The sequence below is a fragment of the Anaerococcus sp. genome (assembly GCF_030825785.1).
Lineage (GTDB): Bacteria > Bacillota > Clostridia > Tissierellales > Peptoniphilaceae > Anaerococcus.
On the sequence record NZ_JAPJPG010000007.1, the window covers coordinates 14510 to 36908 of the forward strand.

The 22399-nt window shown below is 34.1% G+C and carries 18 protein-coding genes; 4 read left to right on the forward strand and 14 right to left on the reverse strand.

The genetic code is table 11. From position 1 onward, the window contains the following. Positions 1–12: 12 nt before the first annotated feature. A complete protein-coding gene (locus RCH56_RS01945; RefSeq protein WP_306483314.1) occupies positions 13–1197 on the forward strand; it encodes a nucleotidyltransferase family protein in 1185 nt (394 codons plus the stop codon). A 16-nt stretch (positions 1198–1213) separates the two neighbouring features. Here the strand turns inward: RCH56_RS01945 and RCH56_RS01950 are convergent, their stop codons facing one another. The 10 genes from RCH56_RS01950 to RCH56_RS01995 form a co-directional block, all read right to left on the reverse strand. Continuing rightward, positions 1214–1702 (reverse strand): ATPase, encoded by a 489-nt coding sequence (locus RCH56_RS01950; protein ID WP_306483315.1) that lies wholly within the window; start codon positions 1700–1702, stop codon positions 1214–1216. A gap of 10 nt (positions 1703–1712) precedes the next feature. Continuing rightward, entirely contained in the window at positions 1713–2192 is a 480-nt protein-coding gene (gene coaD / locus RCH56_RS01955; RefSeq protein WP_306483316.1) for a pantetheine-phosphate adenylyltransferase, read from the reverse strand. Next, on the reverse strand, positions 2170–2733 hold the full coding sequence (gene rsmD, locus RCH56_RS01960) for a 16S rRNA (guanine(966)-N(2))-methyltransferase RsmD (protein WP_306483317.1): 564 nt from the start codon (positions 2731–2733) through the stop codon (positions 2170–2172). The genes coaD and rsmD overlap by 23 nt, the downstream gene beginning before the upstream one ends. Continuing rightward, the gene (locus RCH56_RS01965; RefSeq protein ID WP_306483319.1) at positions 2733–4724 is read right to left on the reverse strand and encodes an ATP-dependent DNA helicase RecG; all 1992 of its coding nucleotides are present in this window, start codon (positions 4722–4724) and stop codon (positions 2733–2735) included. Before RCH56_RS01965 ends, rsmD begins: the two co-directional genes overlap by 1 nt. Continuing rightward, positions 4724–6292, reverse strand: coding sequence for a DAK2 domain-containing protein (locus RCH56_RS01970; RefSeq protein WP_306483320.1), 1569 nt, complete (start codon positions 6290–6292; stop codon positions 4724–4726). The genes RCH56_RS01965 and RCH56_RS01970 overlap by 1 nt, the downstream gene beginning before the upstream one ends. A gap of 8 nt (positions 6293–6300) precedes the next feature. Beyond that, positions 6301–6654 carry an Asp23/Gls24 family envelope stress response protein gene (locus RCH56_RS01975; protein ID WP_306483321.1) on the reverse strand — a complete coding sequence of 118 codons (354 nt, stop codon included), beginning with the start codon at positions 6652–6654 and terminating at the stop codon, positions 6301–6303. Positions 6655–6799: 145 nt separating this feature from the next. Then, complete coding sequence (gene nifJ, locus RCH56_RS01980) at positions 6800–10327, reverse strand: pyruvate:ferredoxin (flavodoxin) oxidoreductase (protein ID WP_306483322.1); 3528 nt, start codon at positions 10325–10327, stop codon at positions 6800–6802. 197 nt (positions 10328–10524) lie between these two features. After that, positions 10525–11565 (reverse strand): HPr(Ser) kinase/phosphatase, encoded by a 1041-nt coding sequence (hprK, locus tag RCH56_RS01985; RefSeq protein WP_306483323.1) that lies wholly within the window; start codon positions 11563–11565, stop codon positions 10525–10527. Between the two features lie 2 nt (positions 11566–11567). Next, entirely contained in the window at positions 11568–13418 is a 1851-nt protein-coding gene (gene uvrC, locus RCH56_RS01990) for an excinuclease ABC subunit UvrC (RefSeq protein WP_306483324.1), read from the reverse strand. Next, complete coding sequence (locus tag RCH56_RS01995) at positions 13415–15184, reverse strand: aminopeptidase P family protein (protein ID WP_306483325.1); 1770 nt, start codon at positions 15182–15184, stop codon at positions 13415–13417. The genes uvrC and RCH56_RS01995 overlap by 4 nt, the downstream gene beginning before the upstream one ends. Positions 15185–15381: 197 nt before the next feature. On the opposite strand from RCH56_RS01995, the gene ychF reads away from it, so the two are divergent. Then, the gene (gene ychF, locus RCH56_RS02000) at positions 15382–16479 is read left to right on the forward strand and encodes a redox-regulated ATPase YchF (RefSeq protein WP_306483326.1); all 1098 of its coding nucleotides are present in this window, start codon (positions 15382–15384) and stop codon (positions 16477–16479) included. 7 nt (positions 16480–16486) lie between these two features. Continuing rightward, entirely contained in the window at positions 16487–17092 is a 606-nt protein-coding gene (locus tag RCH56_RS02005; RefSeq protein ID WP_306483327.1) for a thymidine kinase, read from the forward strand. 26 nt (positions 17093–17118) lie between these two features. On the opposite strand, the gene map is transcribed toward RCH56_RS02005, so the two are convergent. Together map and RCH56_RS02015 are read right to left on the reverse strand one after the other, a co-directional pair. Then, positions 17119–17937 (reverse strand): type I methionyl aminopeptidase, encoded by an 819-nt coding sequence (gene map, locus RCH56_RS02010; RefSeq protein ID WP_306483328.1) that lies wholly within the window; start codon positions 17935–17937, stop codon positions 17119–17121. Between the two features lie 45 nt (positions 17938–17982). Next, positions 17983–18780 carry a nitroreductase family protein gene (locus tag RCH56_RS02015; RefSeq protein WP_306483329.1) on the reverse strand — a complete coding sequence of 266 codons (798 nt, stop codon included), beginning with the start codon at positions 18778–18780 and terminating at the stop codon, positions 17983–17985. Between the two features lie 77 nt (positions 18781–18857). Between RCH56_RS02015 and RCH56_RS02020 the strand changes: the two genes are divergently transcribed. Next, entirely contained in the window at positions 18858–20651 is a 1794-nt protein-coding gene (locus RCH56_RS02020) for an ATP-dependent helicase (protein ID WP_306483330.1), read from the forward strand. Here the strand turns inward: RCH56_RS02020 and RCH56_RS02025 are convergent. Both RCH56_RS02025 and RCH56_RS02030 read right to left on the reverse strand, forming a co-directional pair. Next, a complete protein-coding gene (locus RCH56_RS02025; RefSeq protein ID WP_306483331.1) occupies positions 20643–21935 on the reverse strand; it encodes a folylpolyglutamate synthase/dihydrofolate synthase family protein in 1293 nt (430 codons plus the stop codon). The genes RCH56_RS02020 and RCH56_RS02025 overlap by 9 nt on opposite strands. Before the next feature lie 93 nt (positions 21936–22028). Continuing rightward, positions 22029–22388, reverse strand: a complete 360-nt coding sequence (locus RCH56_RS02030) for a DJ-1/PfpI family protein (protein ID WP_306483332.1) — start codon at positions 22386–22388, stop codon at positions 22029–22031. Positions 22389–22399 lie beyond the last annotated feature (11 nt).

Genomic DNA, 22399 nt, shown 5'->3' on the forward strand with positions numbered 1-22399 from the left:
TATGGTGATACTATGAAAAAACTTGCAATTATTTCTGAATTTAATCCATTTCATAATGGACACAAATATTTAATAGACAAGGCAAAGGAAATTACAGAAGCAGACGTATCTATTAGCCTAATGAGTGGCGATTTTGTACAAAGAGGAGAAGCGAGCCTTATTGATAAGTATTCGAGAGCCGATGTAGCCTTAGATAATGCCTTCGACCTAGTTATAGAGATGCCAAATTTTATATCTCTACAATCAGCAGAATTCTTTTCTCACAAATCAATAGAGCTTTTAAATAAATTAAAGATAGATTATCTGGCTTTTGGAATTGAGCATATAAATAGTGAGAAATTCTTAGAAATTTCAGATAAAATAATAAATAATAACGGAAAGTTAGAAGAGTTAACTAAGCACTATCTAAATAATAAACATTCATTCACACAAGCAAGGTACCTTGCCCTAAAAAGTTTCTTAGGAGGGAATGATTTCATTAGCTCTAACAATATTCTAGCTCTTGAATATATGAGATCTATTAGTAAAATTAACCCAAATATCAAGCCAATTCCGATCAGAAGGATAGGAGCCAATAACCAGGATCTTGATATAAAAGATGAAAAATTTGCCTCATCTACATCCATAAGGAGGAATCTATCTGGCGAGATTAAAAATCTTATGCCTTATTCATCTTACCAAAAATTACAAGACTTCCAAAAGAATTACAAACAAGCAAACAAGGAAAAACTTTTTGATATTTTTAAATACAAATTAATGATCGAAGAATCTCCGATTAGGGACTCCTTATGCTATGAAGAAGGTTTAGATAACTATTTTAGAGATTTGTTAAAAGATAATCCTAGCTACGATGAGTTCATTGATCTTGCTGTATCTAGACGCAATACTAAGGCAAGAATTAACAGACTTATCCTAAATTATATACTAAATAACGAGAAATGTCTTAATGAAATTGATTTTGATTTCATTAAAGTGCTTGCATTTAACGAAAATACTACAAGCGTTTTTAAAGAGATAAAGGGAGATTTACAAATTGTAATAAGAAAGTCTGATCTTGTAAAATTAAGTAGAAACGATCTTATTATTTATGAAAATATGCTAAGGGCAAGCAAGCTCTACTCCCTTCTAATAGATAGAAAGCTCAACTCAGATTTTACGAGAAATATTACAATTAAAAAAACCTATGAGGCCAATTAGCTTCATAGGTTAAGTTTTATTTATTTTCTAGAATTGTTCTTCTATTCTTCTCAAGTTGGTTAGCGAGTTGACTGAAGTTTTCAACAGAGCCTTGGAATAATCTATCTACGTAAGCATAAGATTGTTGCCTAATCTTATCAGCTTCCATATTAGCTTCTTCAATTATCCTTTCCGCTTCATTCCTAGCTTCTCTAGTTATTTCATTTTCTGAAACTAGTTGTCTAAATTTATTTCTAGCTTGCTCTTTAATATTATTAATTTCATTTTCTGCTTCATTTAATCTGCTATCAGCTTCACTCTTGGCCTCACCAATGATTCTATCTTTCTCATCAGTTACCCATTGAGCTTGCTTGATCTCTTCTGGTAAAGCATCTTTCATTTCATTTAATAATTCATAGATTTCATCTGGATCTACAGAAACTTTTCTCGAAAATGGTACAGATGATGATTCATCCATCACATCTTCCATCTCATTAATCAAGTTAATCAATTTATTTTGTGCCATAACATCCCCCTTATTGAAACTTCTCTTTGATTCTCTCTTCTACTTCTTTACTTACAAAAGAAGAAACATCCCCCTTGAATGCTGCAACTTCCCTCACTCCACTTGAGCTTATAAAGGAATAGTTAGGATCGCTTAAAAGAAATATAGTCTCTAGACCATCCATTAGTTTTGAATTAAACATAGCTATGTTTTTCTCATACTCATAGTCTGTGACTTCTCTTAAGCCTCTTGCAACTATCTTAATGTCGTTTTCTTTTGCAAAGTTCACTAACAATCCATCAAAAGATGAAATGCTTACATTATCAATTCCATCTTTTATCATTTGATCTTTTATAATTGCTTCTCTTTCTTCTAGAGAAAAGACTGATTTTTTATGTTCATTAATTAATACAGCTACGACAACTTCGTCGAACATCTTTGATAATCTTTTGATTATATCAACATGTCCAAGAGTCAATGGGTCGAAGCTACCTGGATAAATAACTTTCATTTGCTTTATATATGTTTACTTGTTTCCTTCCATAAGATTTTGCCTTAATAGGAGTTAATTCTCTTATATAAGAAAAATCTAATTCTCTATCTGATTCTGTTATTATTATACCTTCATAGACTAATAATTCATATTCTAATATTAGCTTAATAGATTGCTCTACTAAATCGCCCTCATAAGGTGGATCTAGAAATATGTAGTCAAAGCTACAATTACAATCCTTATATTTTTTCAAAGCTTTTTTAAAATCAAGCCTATCTACACTTACATTAGAAGCCTTAACTTTCTCTATATTTTTATTTAGGATAGAAAAAGTAGAGGAATTTCTTTCGTTAAATGTTACTTCACGAGCTCCTCTTGATAGAAACTCTATTCCCATCTGTCCAGTTCCAGAAAATAGGTCCAAGGCAGTGAATTCCTTCCTAAATGGGTAAAGCATATCAAATATAGCTTCTTTTACTTTATTATCAGTAGGCCTAGACGTATTTGACTTTGGAGATTGTAAAATGAATCCCTTGTATTTTCCTGCTACTACTCTCATTAGTTTAAAATAATCCTTTTATTCTCTCTAAAATATTCATCGACATATGTAAGGTCGATTCCTTCGTAATTATTAACTTTGAGCTTCTCATATATCTTAAAACATTTTTCAATTTCATCTTTACTCATATTAAGAAAATCTACAGTCGATAGATTCTTGCCGTGTTGTAAATAAGATAAGATTTTGCCACCACCTCTTTGTTCATAGTCTTTCTTAGCTATTTCGAATCCATCATTACTTTCTACTAAGATATTTAATTTATTTGATGGTGAGGGATTATCAGAAATTAAATAGCAGTATGATTCATAATCACCCCTACCTACTCTTCCTCTAAGCTGGTGGAGGGTTGAAAGACCGAAATTATTGGCATTATATATTACCATGGTATTAGCATTGGCCACATCTATACCTACTTCAATAACTGTAGTTGCTAGCAATATATCAATTTTACCCTTATTGAAATCTCCTAAGATATCTTCCTTTTCCTTAGCTTTCATCTTGCCATGAAGGATAGCTATCATATATCGTGGAAATCTCTTCTTATAGATTTTATATAAATTTTCCAAAGAATTTTTATCATCAGAGTCAATATTGTTGCTAACTACATATATTTGTCTGCCTTCTCTTATCGTTTGATTTATCTTCTCATATAAGATTTCAATTTTATCAGATCCCAAAAGCCTTGTCCTTATAGGCTTTCTTCCCTTGGGAAGTTCGTTTATTATAGATAAGTCGATAATTTCTGAGATTTTAAGAGACAGGGTCCTTGGAATAGGAGTCGCTGTCATTGTAAGATAATTTACAGCATCGCCCTTTAGGGCCAGCATTTGCCTTTGGCTTACACCAAATCTGTGTTGCTCATCATTTACGACAAACTTCAAATTATTAAAGTCAACATCTTCAACTATGATTGCATGAGTTCCAATAAGGATGTCAATTTTACCATTTTTAAGGTCCTCTTTAAGTTTATCCTTATCCTTGCTACTTCCTGTAAGTAAGGCTGCACTTACATTAAACTTATCAAAAAGCTCGATGTTTTTTTCAAATTGCTGAATAGCCAAAATCTCAGTTGGTACCATCATAGCTGATTGATAGCCGTTTAGGGCAAAAATTATCATAATTACTATAGCAACTATTGTCTTACCACTTCCTACATCCCCAACCAAGAGTCTATTGGCTGTGTAAGCACTCTTACAATCATCCAAAATTTCTTCCAAAACCCTTCTTTGACTTCTGGTGAGTGTGAATGAAAGCTCAGATAAAATCTCATCTAGCTTGTAAGCAAGATCAATATCTTGTCTAAACTTAGTTTTACTTTTGAGAAAGTCCAAAAAGCATAAGTCTTTTAATAAGTCCACTATTTTGATCTGACTCTTTGCCTTGGTTAAGCCTTCGACTGACGTGGGAAAATGAATCTCTTTAAGATTGTCATATCTTTTATTTAGAGAGAATCCTTCTAATATAGTATCGGACAGAATTTCTTCTCTCCTATCAAAGTAAGCCAAAGCTTGAATCATAAATTGCCTGATTTGTTTATTACTAATTCCCTTTGTAAGAGGGTAAATCGATGCAATTGAGCCTATCTCATCATCATCCATTTCACAAAATAAAGGATTCCCAGCTTCATAAAAAGCATTCTTCTTAGAAACTGAGGTATAAAACTTATATGTCCTTCCTCTAACAAGCCTTCTCGGGGTAAACCTGTCATTAAACCATATGAGTCTTATATTTCCAAATTGCGATTTTTCTTCAAAGGCATAGATATAGGAAATAGTCATTTTACCAAAATTCTTCTGGTACAGTCTACTAGAAATTTTCCGGACAAAATAATGTTTGTTGTTATCGTCTATATCGACTATACTTTTTAACTTGCTCCTGTCCTCATATTCTCGAGGATAGTAATTATAAAGATCTGATACAGAAGATATACCAAGCCTCTTAAAGTCCTTACACTTCTTATCTCCTATGCCCTTTAAAGCCTTCAAATCCATTATTCAAGTGTGATTGTATAGTAGTAGACTGGCTGTCCACCGTAGACTAATTCACAGTCCACGTCCTTGAATTTTTTAGAAAGTTTCTTAGAAAAATCCTTAGCTCTCCTTTTTTCTATATCTTCACCATAATAAATAGTTATCAATGAAATATCGTCTTCTTCTATAATATCTGCTATAGTTTCCTCACAGGTTTTTTCTATCGAAGAATTAGTTGCGACAATTTTTCCATCAAGTATTCCAATATAGTCATCTTTTCTTATCTTTATGTCGTTAACACTTGTATCCCTTATAGATATTGAAACTTCGGCAATATGAATATCTTCTATAATTTCGTTCATATTTTCGAGGTTTTCTTCAGGACTCATAGCTTCATCGAATTCAAGAATAGCACTAAAGGCCTCAGGTATTGATCTTGTCTCAACAACGAATACATTTTTATCTGAAACTTCAGCAGCCTGCTTTGCAGACATGATAATATTCTTATTATTTGGGAAAATAAATATATTTTCAGCCTTTATTTCTTCAACTGCCTTATATAGGTCCTCGGTAGATGGATTCATTGTCTGACCACCTGCAATAACCTTATCTATGTTCATACTTTCCATGATAGCATTATATCCTTCACCTCTAGATACAGCAATAAACCCATATTTCTTATCAGAAATATCTACGTTTTTCTCGACAATTTCTACTTCAGGCTTTAAATTTTCTACTGTAATTTTTAATATCACACCTTCCATTAGAATCATTTGAACGATGTTTTGCGGACTGTCAGTCTTAAAAGATGATTTTAATGTGTCTTTATTTAAAATAGATTCATAATCTTTAGTAATCCTTGTAAGATTCTCATCTAAAGAAGTGAGTTTTTCTTCATTGCCAGCAAGTTCAAATTCAACCTTATAAGTAAAGTCATCATCATTTTTTTCTTTAGATAAATTAATATCCCTATCTATATTTGAATTTAGAGCATTTAATGCTCCTCTTAATAAGAAAATTAATCCTTGTCCCCCAGAATCTACTACTCCAGCTTCTTTTAGAACAGGGAGTTGCTTAGGCGTGTTATCTAAAGCTACTTGGCCCGCTCCAATAATTTCTATAAGATAATCATCTAACTCTATTTCATCTTCGAATGCTTCACTAGCTTTTTCGGCCATTTTATTAGCTACAGTAAGGATTGTTCCCTCTGTTGGTTGCATAACGGCCTTGTAGGCTGTTTTGCTTGCATTTTCAAATATTTCTCTAATATCATTAGCGTAGATTATATCCTTCCCCTTGAGAGTCTTAGACATTCCACGAACTAGCTGAGATAGGATAACACCTGAGTTTCCCCTCGCCCCCATTAGGGTTCCTTGGCTAAGTGCCTTAGATAATTCTTCAACAGAAGATAATCCAGATTTATTAACTTTATCAAGACCTGATTTTATAGTCATAAACATATTTGTACCAGTATCTCCGTCTGGTACAGGAAATACATTTAGCTCATTGACCAAATCTTTGTTTTCATCTAAATATTCATAAGCTCCAATAATCATTTGTTGGAGTTTATTTGCATCAATACTTTTCATTTATACTCCTATTTGTTGATCCCTTGAACAAAAATATTCACTTCGGCAACTCTTACTTTAAGGGACTTTTCAACATTATATTTAACATTTTCAATTATATTTTGACAAACTACAGGAATTCTAACACCATATTTCAAAAACAAGGAAATATTGATAGATAATGTCCCATTGTCTAGCCTCTTTATATTAACTCCCTTTTGCATATTGTTTACTCTCAAAAGCTCATATATTCCATCTTTTGCAGATTGGCTAGCAAGACCCACAACCCCATAAGATTGCATTACACTTGCTACTGTAATATTATTTATAAGTGAATCATCAATGGTTACTTTTCCTAAATTATTAACATACTTAATAGTCATGATACCTCCAGTATGATCAGTAAGTCTATTACCTTTTTATAATGATTATACCATAAACGATACATTAATTATAATAAAATTGCTAAAGATTATTGAATAATAGAAAAAACCGTCAAATTAATGACGGTTTTTGAAAATCTTATTCTTATTTTCCAGCTAATCTCTTATATGTTTCATATCTTTCTTTAGCAGCTTTTTCTGCTTCAGCATATAGCTCATCAGCTGTTTCAGGGAAGGATCTCTTTAGTGATGAGTATCTTACTTCACCTTGAATAAATTCTTGGAATGATTCTTTTGGTTCTCTAGAATCAAGTTGGAATGGATTTTTGCCCTCGTCAGCAAGTCTTGGGTCAAATCTCCATAAGTGCCAGTAACCAGCATCAACAGCTTGTTTTTCTCTGTATTGTGATTTACCCATACCGATTCTGATACCGTGGTTGATACATGGTGCATAAGCTATTACTAGTGATGGACCATTGTAGCTTTCAGCTTCTTTTAGAGCCTTAATTGTTTGGTTTTGGTTAGCACCCATAGCTACTTGTGCACAGTATACGTAACCGTAAGAAGTCATCATTAGACCAAGGTCTTTCTTTCTTACCTTTTTACCAGCGGCAGCAAATTGTGCTACTGCAGATAATGGTGTAGCTTTAGAAGATTGTCCACCTGTGTTAGAGTAAACTTCTGTATCAAATACAAGGATGTTGATGTCTTCACCACTTGCTAGTACGTGATCAACTCCACCGAATCCGATATCGTAGCTCCATCCATCACCACCAAAGATCCAGATAGATTTTTTAATCATGTAATCTTTTAGTTGGAAGATCTTATCAAGTAGGTCTTTACCTTCTTCGCTATCTACTGTTTCTTCTTTTAGTTTCATGATCTTAGCTGTTGCTTCTTTAGAAGTATTAACAGTTTCTTTACCTTCTAACCAAGCCTTGAATGCTTCGTTAAATGGTGTATCAAGACCAAGTTCTAAGAAGTTATTCATGTATGTTTCAAGTAATGACTTATTAGCATCTGCTGCAAGCTTCATACCATAACCGTATTCAGCAGCATCTTCGAACAATGAGTTACCCCAAGCTGGTCCTTGTCCACAAGAGTTCTTTGTGTAAGACATAGCTGGTGCACTTGCTCCCCAGATTGATGAACATCCTGTAGCATTTGCAATGTACATTCTATCACCAAATAGTTGTGTTACAAGTTTAGCGTAAGGTGTTTCACCACAACCTGCACATGCACCTGAGAACTCAAGTAATGGTTGTTTGAATTGGCTTCCCTTTAGAGTCATTGGATCCATAACATCTTCTTTGTATCCAACTTCTTCGTGAGCGTAGTACCAATTATCTTTTTCTTTTTCAACTTCATCTTCGAATGGTTTCATTAGAAGAGCTTTTTCTGGAGCTGGACATACATCTGCACAGTTTCCACATCCAGTACAGTCTAATGGAGAAACTTGGATTCTAAATTCGTATCCTTCCATGCCCTTACCAATAGCTTTTTTAGTTTCAAAGCCTTCTGGTGCGTTTGCCTTTTCTTCTTCTGTTACTAAGAAAGGTCTAATTACTGCGTGAGGACAAACGTATGAACATTGGTTACATTGGATACAGTTGTCTATTTGCCATTCTGGAACATTAAGAGCGATACCTCTCTTTTCGTATTGAGTTGTACCTGATTCGAAAGCTCCATCTTCTCTACCAACGAATGCTGATACAGGGATGTCGTCTTCTTTTTGTTCAAGCATTGGTTTAACAATTTCTCTGATGAATTCTGGAAGTTCTCTTTCTTCTTTCTTTTCATCAACAGCATCTTTCCAAGCTTCTGGAACTTCTACTTTGTGCATAGCATCGATTCCGCTATCAACAGCTTTGTAGTTCATGTTTACAATGTCATCACCCTTGTGACCATAAGACTTAACTATAGATTCTTTTAGGTATTTAACGGCATCTTCTAATGGAATTACGTCAGCTAGTTTGAAGAATGCTGATTGCATAATCATGTTTGTTCTAGAACCTAGACCAATTTCAGCTGCTAAGTGAGAAGCATCTATTGTGTAGAATTCTACTTCATGTTCAGCAATGTAGCGTTTCATGTTTGCTGGTAGGTGTTCTTCTAATTCTTCATCTGTCCAAGCACAGTTTAGTAAGAACTTACCACCGTCTTTTAGACCTTTAAGTAGGTCGTATTGGTTAACATAAGCTACCTTTGAGCAAGACATAAAGTCAGCTTCGTCAAGTAGGTATGTTGATCTAATAGGGTCTTTACCAAATCTTAAGTGAGAAACTGTTAGACCACCTGATTTCTTTGAGTCATAGTCAAAGTAACCTTGTGCGTACATGTCAGTGTTATCACCGATAATCTTGATAGCTTGTTTATTAGCTCCAACAGTACCGTCAGATCCGAATCCCCAGAATTTACATCTTGTTGTACCTTCTTGTCTAATCTTAAGGTCTGTTCTTTCAAGTGATTTGTGTGTTACATCATCATTGATAGAGATTGTGAAGTCTTCTTTTGGTTCATCTTCAGCAAGATTTTTAAATACAGCTTCAATATCAGCTGGAACTGTATCTTTAGATGAAAGACCATATCTACCACCGATGATTAGTGGTTTATCTTCTTGATCATAGTAAGCTGATTTAACATCTAGTAGTAGTGGCTCACCAATAGATCCTTTTTCTTTTGTTCTATCAAGAACAGCAATTTTCTTAACTGTTTTTGGAATTGCTTTTAGTAAGTGTTCTTTAGAGAATGGTCTAAATAGATGAACTTCAATCATACCTACTTTTTTGCCATCAGCTAGTAGGGCATCTATTGTCTCTTCTGCTGCTTGACATACAGAACCCATAGCTACTATGATTTCTTCAGCATCATCTGCACCGTAGTAATTGAATAATTCGTAATTTGTACCGATTAATTCATTGATTTTGTGCATGTAGTCTTCAGCTATACCTACGATATCTTCATAAGCATTGTTGCTTGATTCCATTCTTTGGAAGAAGATGTTCTTTTCAGCTGTACCAATTGTTTTTGGTCTTTCTGGGTTTAGTGAATTGTTTTTGAATCTGTTTACAGCTTCCATATCAACAAGTGGAGCTAGGTCTTTGTAGTCCCAAACTTCTATTTTTTGGATTTCGTGACTTGTTCTGAATCCATCGAAGAAGTTTACGAATGGGATGCTTCCCTTGATTGCTGATAAGTGAGCAACTGGACCTAAGTCCATTACTTCTTGAACTGAAGAAGCGCAAAGCATAGCAAAACCTGTTTGTCTTGCTGCCATTACGTCTGAATGGTCACCATAGATTGAAAGTGCGTGTGTTGCAAGTGTTCTTGCTGCAACGTGGAATACACCTGGTAATCTTTCACCTGCAATTTTGTACATATTTGGGATCATTAGTAATAATCCTTGACTTGCAGTATATGTAGTGGTTAGTGCTCCTGCTGCTAATGCTCCGTGAACTGCTCCTGCAGCACCTGCTTCAGATTGCATTTCTTTTACTTCAACTGGTCTACCAAAAATATTTTTTCTGCCGTTAGCAGCCCAAACATCTACTGCTTCTGGCATTGGTGATGAAGGTGTGATTGGATAGATTGTTGCAACATCAGTGAACGCATATGATACGTGAGCTGCTGCTGTGTTACCATCCATAGTCTTCATAGCTCTTTTAACTGTCATTTAAGACCTCCTATAATATTAGTAACAAATATCGTTAACACTACTTAAAGTATAAAGTTTATTGAAAGAATTGTCAAGGGATAATTGGAACTTTTTATGTTTTTAGCTAAGATTATATGCATTACATCTTCCTTTGATAAATTGTGTTAATCTTAGCAATTACATTAGTCATTATTCATGATTTGCCCACAATTACATCAGAAATTATTATCCTCCTCTATAATAGAGTGGTTTACAGGATTATCTGGCTCTCTACCTGCAGCTTGTCTAAAGATATTGTCAGTCATAACCTTTGCAGCATTGTAACCCAGATTTTTTTCCCTGTGATTCATTGCGGCGACTTCAACAATCATCGCAAGATTTCTACCAGCTCTAACTGGTACTACTATGTGAGGAACCTTTACACCTAGAATTTCTATAAAGTGATCATCAAGACCAAGTCTATCGTATTCATAGTCTTCCTTCCATTGTTCTAATTCTATTACTATATCAATCTCTGTTGATGTTTTGACCGAACCTGAACCATATAATCTTCTTACATTAATTATTCCAAGACCTCTTATTTCCATGTAATGCCTTATATTTTCTGGCGACATTCCAGAAAGTCTATTATTTACGGAAATAATGTCGACCATATCATCTGCAATAAGTCTGTGTCCTCTATTTACAAGATCAAGGGCTGTTTCACTCTTTCCTACAGATGATTTGCCCATAATCAGGACTCCTACACCAAATACTTCTAAAAGCTCTCCATGTACATTACTGGTTTTAGCCAATTGATATTCCAGTTCATCCGATAGCTTGGATATGAGTCTTGTGGACTTTAGTGGAGATCTTAATAGGGTAACATCATAGTAATCACACAAATCTTCTATATCTTGATTTATTTCCTTGTCATAAGTAAAGATGATTGCTGGAATTTTATATGATAGAATGCCCCTAAATCTTTCATATTGCATCCTTGAATCCAGACTTGTGAGATAAGTGTATTCTACTGAACCTATCAATTGAAGCCTCTTGTGAGGAAATTTTTCTAGGTATCCTGTAAGTTGAAGACCAGGTCTATTAACTTCCGCACTTTCAAGCTCTATTTCTTCAAAATCACTCGATTTATGAACTATCTCTAGATCTAAGATTTCTACAATTTTACTTAGTTTAACAGTCTTATCGTCTATTCCGCTTGTAATCTCTTTGTCTATGTGTTCGCTAAAATCGCTTATATCTGTACTATTTGCCATATCTATCCTTTCAGTCTAAAGTATTTGTATATTTCTAAAGCTTGTACCTTACCTACCAAGGGAACTTCCATTAAGTCTTCAACACTTGCCTTTTTTATATTTGAAATAGTCCCAAAATGCTTGTATAGGTTTTTCCTCGTCTTCTCGCCAACTCCTTTTATATTATCTAGCTCTGATGTCTTCATTGTGTTTTGCATCAACTTTCTGTGGTAGTTGATTGCAAATCTATGAGCCTCTTCTTGGATTTCATAGATAAGCTTATACACTGGATCTCTTCTGTTAATAGCGATTTCTTCGTTGTTGTAGACTATTGCCCTTGTTGTATGCTTATCGTCTTTCACAAGGCCTGCAACTTCTATAGATAATCCCAAGCTAGCTATAACTTCTTTTGCTATGGATACCTGTCCCTTTCCTCCGTCCATCAAGATCAAATCAGGTAGAGATCCAAAACCTGTTTGGGTATTTCCCTTATCTTTCTCATCTAAGCCTCTCTTAAGCCTCCTTGTGAGAACTTCCCTGTGGGAAGCGTAATCATCGCTACCTATTACTGTCTTTATCTTAAACTTCCTATATTCCTTAGGAATTGGAATACCTCCTTCAAAGACCACCATTGATCCTACCGAAAGGACTCCTGAAGTATTGGATATATCGTAACATTCAAGTCTAAATACATCTTTGAGATTTAATATATCCATGAGCTGATTTATTCCTGAAGATTTCTTTCTTTCTTTTCTTTCAACTCTTTTATCATACTTAATCCTCATATCGAGAGCGTTACGGCTTGCCATATCAACAAGTTCTTTTTTCTTTCCAAGTTTTGGATTGTGAATATATACCTTAGATTTTTTCTTTCTAGATAAGAATTCGCTAATAGAATCGAGGTCATCTGGCATATATTGAACTAGAATTTCTTTAGGGACATACATTATATCTAGGTAAAACTGCTTGATAAATGAAGACATAATATCTGAATCAGTTTCCATAAAATCATTTTTGATTATGAAGTGCTCTCTATCGACAATCTTTCCCATACGCATAAAGAAAACCTGGATTATGATAGAGTTCATGCCCTTACTCATGGCTATGATATCTACATCATCTCCTCCTGTTTCTGTAACATTCTGTCTTTCAGAAATCACAGATAAAGCCCTATAGTAATCCCTGTATTTTGCCGCCATCTCAAAATTTAATTCCGCACTCGACTCATCCATCCTTGCGAGAACCCAATTTGGAATTTTTTCTGATTTATTCTCTAGAAACTTAACTACATCATCTATATGATCTAAATATCTTTCTTCATCCTCCTTGTCTACACAAGGCCCCTTGCACTTATGGATGAAATAATTTAGACAGGGCCTATCGAGCCTTGCCCCCTTATCGAAATTTAGATTGCAAGTTCTAAAGGGATAATATAGGTGAAATAAGTCGATAGCATCATTTACCGCATAGGCGTCAGGAAAGGGCCCGAAGTATCGTTCCCCATCCTTTACAACTTGCCTAACCTTTTTTATTCTAGGATACTTCTCCTTACAGATTTTAATATAAGGATATTGCTTATCATCTCTTAGAACGATGTTATATCTAGGCCTATTCTTTTTGATTAAATTGCTCTCAAGAACTAAGGCTTCTACCTCATTTTGAACAATAATGTATTCGAAATGGTCGATATTTTTGACCATGGCAAGGACCTTAGCCCCCTTGTTTTTGTTATTGTCAAAATATTGGCGCACTCGCCTTTTTAAAGAAATTGCCTTGCCTACATAAATAATTTCGTCACAAGCATTTCGCATTATATAAACGCCAGGTAGATCTGGAAGTTCTTTTAACTTATCTTTAATCTTTTTTTTTGTCAAATTGCTTTACAACTCTCTTTCAAATATTCTAATTCCGCACCTTCAAGATATGGACTTAACTTTTCAAAACAGTTCTTGTTATATTCGTTTAGCAAGTCAATCTCATCTCTATTTAGCATTTCAGTCTTAACTGGTCTTGTATCTATTGGAACATAGGTTAGACTTTCAAATTGATTAAACTTTCCAAATTCATTTTCCATATCTCTTTTTACATAGGCTTCATTTTCAATTCTTATTCCGTGAGAATTTTCTATATAAAGACCTGGTTCAATTGATGTAGTCATGTTTTCGACAAATTGGCTATCATCTCTTTCTGAAATTCTTTGTGGTCCTTCATGTACAGTAAGTACAAATCCAACACCGTGGCCTGTTCCATGGAAGAAGTCCTTTCCTGCTTGCCATAAGGGATATTTTGCTATAGCATCTAATCTTTGGCCATTAGTCTTATCCTTAAATCTTGCCAGAAATAGGCTTAAGAATGATTTCAACACTAGGGTGTAATCAGTTTTTTCCTGATCGGTAAGCCTTCCCAACGCTACAGTTCTAGTAATATCTGTAGTTCCCTCTTTATAATGAGCACCAGAATCGACTAAGATCATCCCCTCGTTTTTGATTGTCTTAGATCCTGTAGCTTGTGGAGCATAGTGTACTATAGCTGCATTTTCCTTATAGCCTGCTATTGTTTCGAAGGAATCTTCGATGTAGGATTCATCTTCTTTTCTTAAATCTTGGAGTTTCTTGCTTGCTAAAAGCTCGTTTAAATTGCCAGTCTTTGCCCCAATTTCGAGCCAAGAGAAAAACTTAGTCAAGGCAATACCGTCTTTAATATAGGCCTTTTTGATGTTTTCTATTTCGACATCAGTTTTAATTGCCTTCATATCAGTTGTTATATTTGTACCGAGACTTACCTTAACATTAGAATTTATACTGTCATATATGGCTACATTTGTTCTCTCAGGGTCTAGGAATATTCTATTTTTTCCTGCAATATTATTTAGAAGTTTAAAAATAGAATCGTAAGAATATAGTTTCACTCCATTAGCTTCTAGATAATCACTTACTTCTCCAGGAATTTTCTCCTCATCAATGCACAAGTAAGCTTCATCCTTGGATATCAAAGAATATGATAAAAGAACAGGATTGTAATCAATATCATTACCCCTAATATTTAAAAGATAGCAAATATCCTCCGGTGATCCTATAAAGGTATAATCATAATCCCTATCTGCCATGATATTTCTAAGGCGAAGAAGCTTTTGCGATATACTTTCGCCTGCATACTTATCTTCCATAATCCAAGCCTTGTCTTTTCTTAGGCTAGGTCTATCAGTCCAGATTTGAGAGATGTAATCAACATCAGATACCAAAATCCTTGCACCCATACTTTCGCTTAGGTCCTTGTAGGCTTTTACTGAGAAGCTTTTACCATCGAAAGCAATTTTCCCAAACTCTCCAATATTTTCATCCAAGTATTCGATTAGATTAGGGACACCTTCTACTCCCATTTTCATCAATTTAAACTCAGAATGTTTAAGTTCCTTAGCAGCTTGCAAGAAATACCTGCTATCGGTCCATAGAAGTGCATCATCCATAGTTATAAGGGCTGTTCCAGCAGATCCTGTAAAGCCAGTTATAAATTCACGAGTCCTGTAAAAATCAGATAAATATTCTGACTGATGTGGATCAGAAGTAGGTACTATATATGCATCTATATTTCTTTCTTTCATTAGATTTCTAAGTTTTTCTAATCGTTCGTTGATATTCATAATTCTCTCCTTAAAATCTTAAAGTAATCATCTAAATCTATTATACTAATAATAATCTCTTTACATAATTAATTTGAAAAAAGAGATTAAACAAGTAACTATTAGCAATAATTCATCTTATATTCTGATTGATATTTCTCTTAAAACAATTATAATATAATCATTGCAAAAATAAAAAAAGTGGATGGAGTGATTAAATGAAATTAGGAATAGTAGGCTTGCCTAATGTTGGAAAATCAACATTATTCAACGCCATTACCAAAGCAGGTGCGCTTATTGCCAACTATCCATTTGCGACTATAGATCCAAATGTTGGTCTTGTAAATGTACCTGATCAAAGACTAGAAGTTCTATCAGAAATGAGCTCTAGCAAAAAGATAGTTCCAGCAGTTGTAGAGTTTTATGATATTGCAGGGTTAGTAAAGGGTGCTTCCAAGGGTGAAGGACTTGGAAATAAGTTCTTATCTAATATTAGAGAAACAGAAGCAATAGTTGAAGTTTTAAGATGCTTTGATGATGCTAATGTAACCCACGTTGATGGATCAGTTGACCCACTAAGAGATATTGAAACTATAAATCTTGAATTGATTTTCTCTGATCTTGAACTTGTAGATAAGGTCTTAGAAAAAAGAAAAAAGGTCGCAAGAAGTGATAAGAGCGTAAGAAGTGAAGTTGAGCTTCTAGAAAGAATTAAGGAAGTTCTTGAAGAAGGCAAATCCGCAAGAATATTAGACTTAAATGAGGACGAAAATAAAATGCTTAGAGCCTATCAGCTTCTTTCTACCAAACCAATCATATATGTATGTAATGTAAATGAAGAAGACGCCGCAAATAATGGTAAGGGTAATCCTTATGTAGAGAAGGTTCGTGAGTTTGCAAAAAGTGAAGGAGCCGAAGTTTCTGTAGTTTCAGCTAAAATAGAGCAAGAAATTTCCGAAATTGAAGATGAAGAAGAGAGAGCAGAGTTCTTAGCTATGCTTGGACTTGAAGAATCTGGTACAGATAAGGTAATCAAGGATTCATATAAGACACTAAACCTAATGTCCTTTTTGACGACTGGAGAAATGGAAACAAGAGCTTGGACTATAGCAAATGGTACCAAGGCAGTAGATGCTGCTGGCAAAATCCATTCTGATATATCAAGAGGATTTATCAAGGCAGAAATCGTCTCTTATGATGACTTGGTAGAATCTGGTTCAATACACAAGGCACAAGAAAAAGGTCTACTAAGGCAAGAAGGAAAAGATTACATCATGCAAGATGGGGATGTAGTCAACTTTAAGTTTAATGTATAGGGATACTATGAAAAAGCAAGGAAGATTAATCGTCCACACAGGCTCCATGTTTTCAGGAAAAACAACCTCCCTTTGGAGAGAGCTTTATAGGATGAGAATAGCGAATTATAAAATCGTAGCCTTTAAACCATCGATTGATAATAGAGATGACGAAAAGAAAATTGTAAGCCACGATAACTTAGAATTGGACGCTCATAAGGTCGAAAACCTAAAAGAAATCTTAACCTACGCTAAAAATAATGATATAGATTGTATAGGAATTGATGAATTACAATTCTTCCCTAATGATCCTAGCGAAGTTATAGAAATATTCAACGAACTAATGGCAATGAAGATTACTATAGTTGTATCAGGACTTGATATGGACTATAAGACTCAACCATTTGAGATTATAAAAGAAATCATGCCTATAGCAGACGAGCTAGTAAAGCATCACGCAATTTGCGCTTCATGCGGTGAAGATGCTTGGGCCTCTTACAGAAAGACCTCAGATGAATCTCGTATCCAAATTGGATCAAAAGACTTATACGAACCTTTGTGCAGATCTTGTTATAACAAAAAAATGAAAGAAAAAGAAAAATACAAAAACCAAATATCTTTAGAAGATATGTAAAAGCACGGCCCTATGCCGTGCTTTTACTATAGATTATTTCTTTTTTTATAATTTTCTATAAAGTCCAGGTCCTCTTCTGTTAACTTGAACTTATCTTGATCGGTTATTATTTCTGGACCGTCTTCATGGATTATTAGTTGGTGTTCGAATTGTGAGCATTTAGAACCATCTCTTGTTCTTGCGGTCCAACCGTTATCATCAACTTTCATCTTCCAATCACCAGCTGCAATCATTGGCTCAATAGTAAATACCATGCCAGCTTCGATTCTAGGTCCTCTTCCTGCCTTTCCGTAGTGAGGAACTTGTGGATCTTCGTGCATTTCCTTGCCTATTCCATGACCTATAAAGTCTCTTATAACAGAAAATCCATTCTCATCTTCAACATATTCTTGAATAGCAGCTCCGATATCCCCTATTCTATTTCCAACAACAGCGGCCTCTATTCCTCTTTTTAGACATTCTAGATCGACATCAACTAATCTTTGATCTTCTTCACTCATATTTCCAATTGTATAAGTCCAGCAAGAATCAGCAAGACCACCGTCAAGGTCTATTACATTATCTATTGAAACAATATCTCCTTCTTGGAGAACATAATCTGTTGGGTAGCCGTGGCATATTTCATCATTTACTGAAATACATAGAGTAAATGGAAAACCACCATAACCTAGTTGGGCAGGGATTGCCTTCTTGTGTTTTGTAATAAACTCATTGGCAAATTTATCAAGGTCAAGAGTTGTTACTCCTTCTCTAATAACTTCTCTTATAGCTAAATGAGTTTGGCAGAGAATTTCTGCTGCAGCTCTCATTTTTTCAAAATCTTTTTCTGTATATAATCTTATCAATTCTAACTCCTTCATTAAAATAAGGACGCTTGAGCGCCCATTATTCTATAAATTCTTACTTGCAATATAGATATATTCCTTCCCATCAACAACTGGTTCGATGTCCCACTTGCTATTAGATGAAATTGTCTTTCCTAATTCGTCAATATAATACATTATTATACCAGCATCTATTAAATTTACATCGCCTGCATAGTCTTTGATATAGATTGAAAGTTTATCATCTTCTATTAGGAATCTCCATGGTTGAGCATTGTATGCTGATGGAGCGTATTTCGCATAATCAAAGATGCTACTAAGGCCTCTTTGCTCTAAATCTTCATCACTTGCAGGATTGTCAAAGCTATCGATATATACCAAGTCAGAGTTTGCTAGTCTATCATAGTATTTGTGTTCTCTAACTGTTTCATCTATTGGATAACCTATAGCTAAGAGTATTGAAACATCGCCTTCTGTATAGTTGAAGGCAGATTTTTTGATATCCTCTTCTACCTCACTTACTGTAATCCAGCAATTACCAAGATTAAGTTCATTTAATTTAGTGATGAGCTCTTCTGTTGCGTAAGCGGCCTTGACATAGGTCTCTTTTTTGTCATTTAGAGTATTCAAAGCAATGTAGCTTGGAGCCTTAATCATAACTCCCTTGTAGCCAGCGAGGCCTTGGAGTTTTTGATAAACTTCATCACCATCTGTTAGTAGTAAGAATTTGATGTCTTCTTTTCCATGTTCTACAGCAGAAGCTTCCATTTCTTTATTTAATTCTTCTACTACTTTGTTTGATAAATTATCTTCTTTAAAGTCTCTAGTTGATGTTCTTGATTTCAAAAAATTTTGTGTAAGCATTATTTCCCCCATCTATTATTTTCTTCTTCTTATATTTTAACATATATTTAAAGAAATTAATATGATAAAATATAGATATGAAACTAACTAGCCAACAATATTTAGCCTTAAAGCACAAAGATGGTCCGATTTTGGTTCTTGCTGGCCCTGGAGCAGGAAAAACTACCATGCTTTTGGAAAGAATAAACTTTCTTTCAGAAACAGTTGATCCAAAGCACATCCTTACCATAACCTTCTCTAAAGCCCAGGCCCTAGATATGAAAGAAAGATATAAGTCCTCAAAAACAAATTTTATGACCATTCATGCCTTTTGCTATCTAATTATAAGAAATTATCTCAAACAAAATAATAGGAATCTAAGACTATTGGAATCCGATGACCTCTATAATAAATACGATTTGATTAGTAAGATTTATTTTAATATCAATAATAAAAAAATATCAAAAGAAGATCTCAATGAGTTTTTTAGATTAACTTCTTATATGAAAAATGCAATGATAGATGAAACTTTTCTATTAGATTCAAAGATTACAAACTGTCTTCAAATATATAGGGCCTATGAGAATTTTAAAATAAGAAATTTCTATATAGATTTTGATGATATGCAAGTTATAGCTCTTAAGCTAATTGAAAATGATCCAAGACTTTTACGTTCTATTAGGAATAAATATAAGCATATACAAGTAGACGAAGGACAAGATACTTCCTTAATTCAATTTAAAATTATAGAAAAAATCTCAGCTCCCTTAAATAACTTGATGATAGTAGCTGATGATGACCAGTCGATATACTCCTTTAGAGCTGCCAATGTAGCCTACTTACTCAATTTAAAAAGCAAATACTCAAATTTAAAAATCGTAGAGATGACGGAAAACCACAGATCTTCAAGAAAGATAGTAAATCTATCCAAGGCTTTTATAGATATTAATCAAGATCGTTATCCTAAGGATTTGTTCACTAAAAATGATTTTTTGGGACAAATATCAATCAAAAGTCTAAGAAACGTAAAAGATCAATACAAATTTATCATAGAAAATATGAATCAAGGAGAAAAAAATTCAATTTTATTTAGGAATAATATCAAAGCAGTAAACATTATTTCTTTTCTAATGGAAGATGATATCGACTTTTCTATAAATATTTCTAGTCTCGATTTCTTTGAGTCAAAAATTATAGATGATTTATTTAATATTATTGAATTTTCTGATGATTTTGATAGGCTCGACCTTTTTTGCGAGATTTATTATAAGATGGGGACTTTTCTTAAGAAAAAAGAAGTAGATAGGCTCTCCTTTAAGGCTATTAATAAAAATGTCTTTGAAGCCCTTTATGAACTGAATCTGGAAGATTACAAGATCGAAACCCTAGTCCAAAAGGAAAAACAATTAAAACACATAAGAAATCTAAGTCTTGATAAGAAGATATCCTATATTTATAAATATATGGACTACAAGTCATATATATCAAATTTCAGTAAGAAATACAGGGAAGAAGTCGTAAATAAAGACCTCTTCGTTGAATCAATGGTTAATTTTACAAAAAATTTAAAAACTATAGAAGACTTTTATAACAAGAAAGACAAGCTTTATAAGAAGCTCTCATCTTCTAATTCTGACTTGATCCTTTCAAGCATCCATAAGTCTAAGGGCTTGGAATATGATAATGTCTTTGTAATCAACATGGTAAAAAACGAGTTTCCTATCATAGTTGATAATGAAGATATTGTAAATAAAATCGAAGAAGAAAGAAGGGTTATGTATGTTGCCATGACTAGAGCTAAGAAAAATCTCCATATCCTAACAATAAAAAAGAGGGGATCAGAAAAGCTATCCCCCTCAATCTTCTTTACTCAAATCAAAGGCTTACTCTAGGCTCCCTTTTAAGAAGCTTTTTTCGCGTTTTAATATATCTCCCACCAAATATAAGGAACCACACCAAATAACCAAGTCGTCTTCACTCGCTGTTTTTTTGGAATACTCATAAGCTTCTATTGGATCTTTAATCTCTATTAGTCCTCTTGCTTTATCCTTGACTAAGCTGTAAAGTTCATCTGTGTCAAAAGCCCTAGGATTATCCTTTATTCCTGTAACTATGATTTCATCAGCGATCTTAGCCAGACTATCAATTACATAATCATAATCCTTATCCTTTAAAATAGAAAATCCAACGATAAGTTTTCTATATTTATAAGAAGATATAGAGTCAATCAAGGCATCTATGGCTTCTCTATTATGAGATCCATCGACTAAAACTCTTGGATTCTTATTTATAAGTTCAAGTCGACCAGGATTTCTAGTAGTTAATAAGCCTTCATAAATATCTTTTTCACAGATAGAAAACTCATCTTTTAGGAAATCCAAAGTTATAAGAGCCGTCACTGCATTATATATCTGATGGATTCCAACAAGCCTTGTCTTAATATTCTTATAAGACCTAAATGAAAATTCATTATAATCAGGTCCTGTTTTTATTATATAAATCTCTTTCTTATCAAAAGTATGGAGTCTGCTAGAAGTATCTTCTATCTTTTCTAAGAAAACTTCCTTCACCGAACCTTTCTTTGGATACAGAAAAACATCTGAATTATCTTTTATAATTCCCGCCTTATTTTGGGCTATTTCTTCTAGGCTATCTCCTAAGATTTGGATGTGATCTTTTGAGATAGTGGTAATGACACAGGCTATCGGATCTTTTATAATATTAGTTGAATCAAGACTTCCTCCTAGTCCTACTTCTACCACAGCGACATCTACCTTTTTTTCATAAAAATAAATATACATTATAGCTGTCAAGACTTCAAAATAAGAATTATGGAGTCCTTTTTTATCAAGTTCTTCCAAAGGCTTCTTCAACCTATCAATAATTTCTGCAAAACCCTCATCGCTTATATCAACTCCAGAAATTGATATAGCTTCATTTATCTTGGTCATATATGGCGAAGTAAATAGGCCGACCCTATTTTTCCTTGAAAGTGTATTGGCGATCATATTGGCAGTAGATCCCTTGCCATTAGTTCCTGCGATATGAATCACCTTTATTTTATCCTGGGGATTGTCAAAATATTCTAAGAGACTTTTTATTTTCTCTAAACTATGACCTCCATTTGTACTTCCCCTATTTAATATAAATTCGTAGTATTGATTAAAATTTTCCATTATGTCCTCCACCTTCATATTATAATTAATAAAGACCTTTTGGGCAAGAGAAAACCCCGCCATCCCTAGGGATTTTGGGGCTAAAATCTTATATTATTTTAAAGCTTCAACAAAGGCCTTTACATGGGCTGGTAGGTCTTTAGGAGATCTACTTGTAATTGCCTTATTATCTACAACTACTTCCCTATCCTCCCATTTTGCTCCAGAATTTATTAGATCGTTTTTGATAGTAGGAGTTGATGTTGCCTTTATTCCATCCAAAAGTCCTGCGTCAGCTACAACCCATGGACCGTGGCATACAGCAGCGATTGGCTTACCATTTTCGTGAACTTTTTTGACAAATTCAATAGTAGCCTCATGCTGTCTCATTCCATCTGGTGAGTAGCCACCTGGTATATATACTCCGTCGAATTCACTTGGATCAGCTTCTTTGCTTGAGATATCTGATTTCACTTTGTATCCAG

Excerpts from the sequence above, each read along its gene's own strand:
- nifJ (WP_306483322.1), bottom strand. The coding sequence starts at position 10,327 with ATGACAGTTAAAAGAGCTATGAAGACTATGGATGGTAACACAGCAGCA.
- RCH56_RS01975 (WP_306483321.1), bottom strand. The coding sequence starts at position 6,654 with ATGACTATTAAGTATGTTAATAATTTAGGAAAAGTAACCATTGATGAT.
- rsmD (WP_306483317.1), bottom strand. The coding sequence starts at position 2,733 with ATGAGAGTAGTAGCAGGAAAATACAAGGGATTCATTTTACAATCTCCA.
- RCH56_RS01995 (WP_306483325.1), bottom strand. The coding sequence starts at position 15,184 with ATGAATATCAACGAACGATTAGAAAAACTTAGAAATCTAATGAAAGAA.
- RCH56_RS01950 (WP_306483315.1), bottom strand. The coding sequence starts at position 1,702 with ATGGCACAAAATAAATTGATTAACTTGATTAATGAGATGGAAGATGTG.
- RCH56_RS02015 (WP_306483329.1), bottom strand. The coding sequence starts at position 18,780 with ATGCTTACACAAAATTTTTTGAAATCAAGAACATCAACTAGAGACTTT.
- ychF (WP_306483326.1), top strand. The coding sequence starts at position 15,382 with ATGAAATTAGGAATAGTAGGCTTGCCTAATGTTGGAAAATCAACATTA.
- RCH56_RS01945 (WP_306483314.1), top strand. The coding sequence starts at position 13 with ATGAAAAAACTTGCAATTATTTCTGAATTTAATCCATTTCATAATGGA.
- RCH56_RS01965 (WP_306483319.1), bottom strand. The coding sequence starts at position 4,724 with ATGGATTTGAAGGCTTTAAAGGGCATAGGAGATAAGAAGTGTAAGGAC.
- RCH56_RS02005 (WP_306483327.1), top strand. The coding sequence starts at position 16,487 with ATGAAAAAGCAAGGAAGATTAATCGTCCACACAGGCTCCATGTTTTCA.
- RCH56_RS02020 (WP_306483330.1), top strand. The coding sequence starts at position 18,858 with ATGAAACTAACTAGCCAACAATATTTAGCCTTAAAGCACAAAGATGGT.
- coaD (WP_306483316.1), bottom strand. The coding sequence starts at position 2,192 with ATGAAAGTTATTTATCCAGGTAGCTTCGACCCATTGACTCTTGGACAT.
- RCH56_RS01970 (WP_306483320.1), bottom strand. The coding sequence starts at position 6,292 with ATGAAAAGTATTGATGCAAATAAACTCCAACAAATGATTATTGGAGCT.
- hprK (WP_306483323.1), bottom strand. The coding sequence starts at position 11,565 with ATGGCAAATAGTACAGATATAAGCGATTTTAGCGAACACATAGACAAA.
- RCH56_RS02025 (WP_306483331.1), bottom strand. The coding sequence starts at position 21,935 with ATGGAAAATTTTAATCAATACTACGAATTTATATTAAATAGGGGAAGT.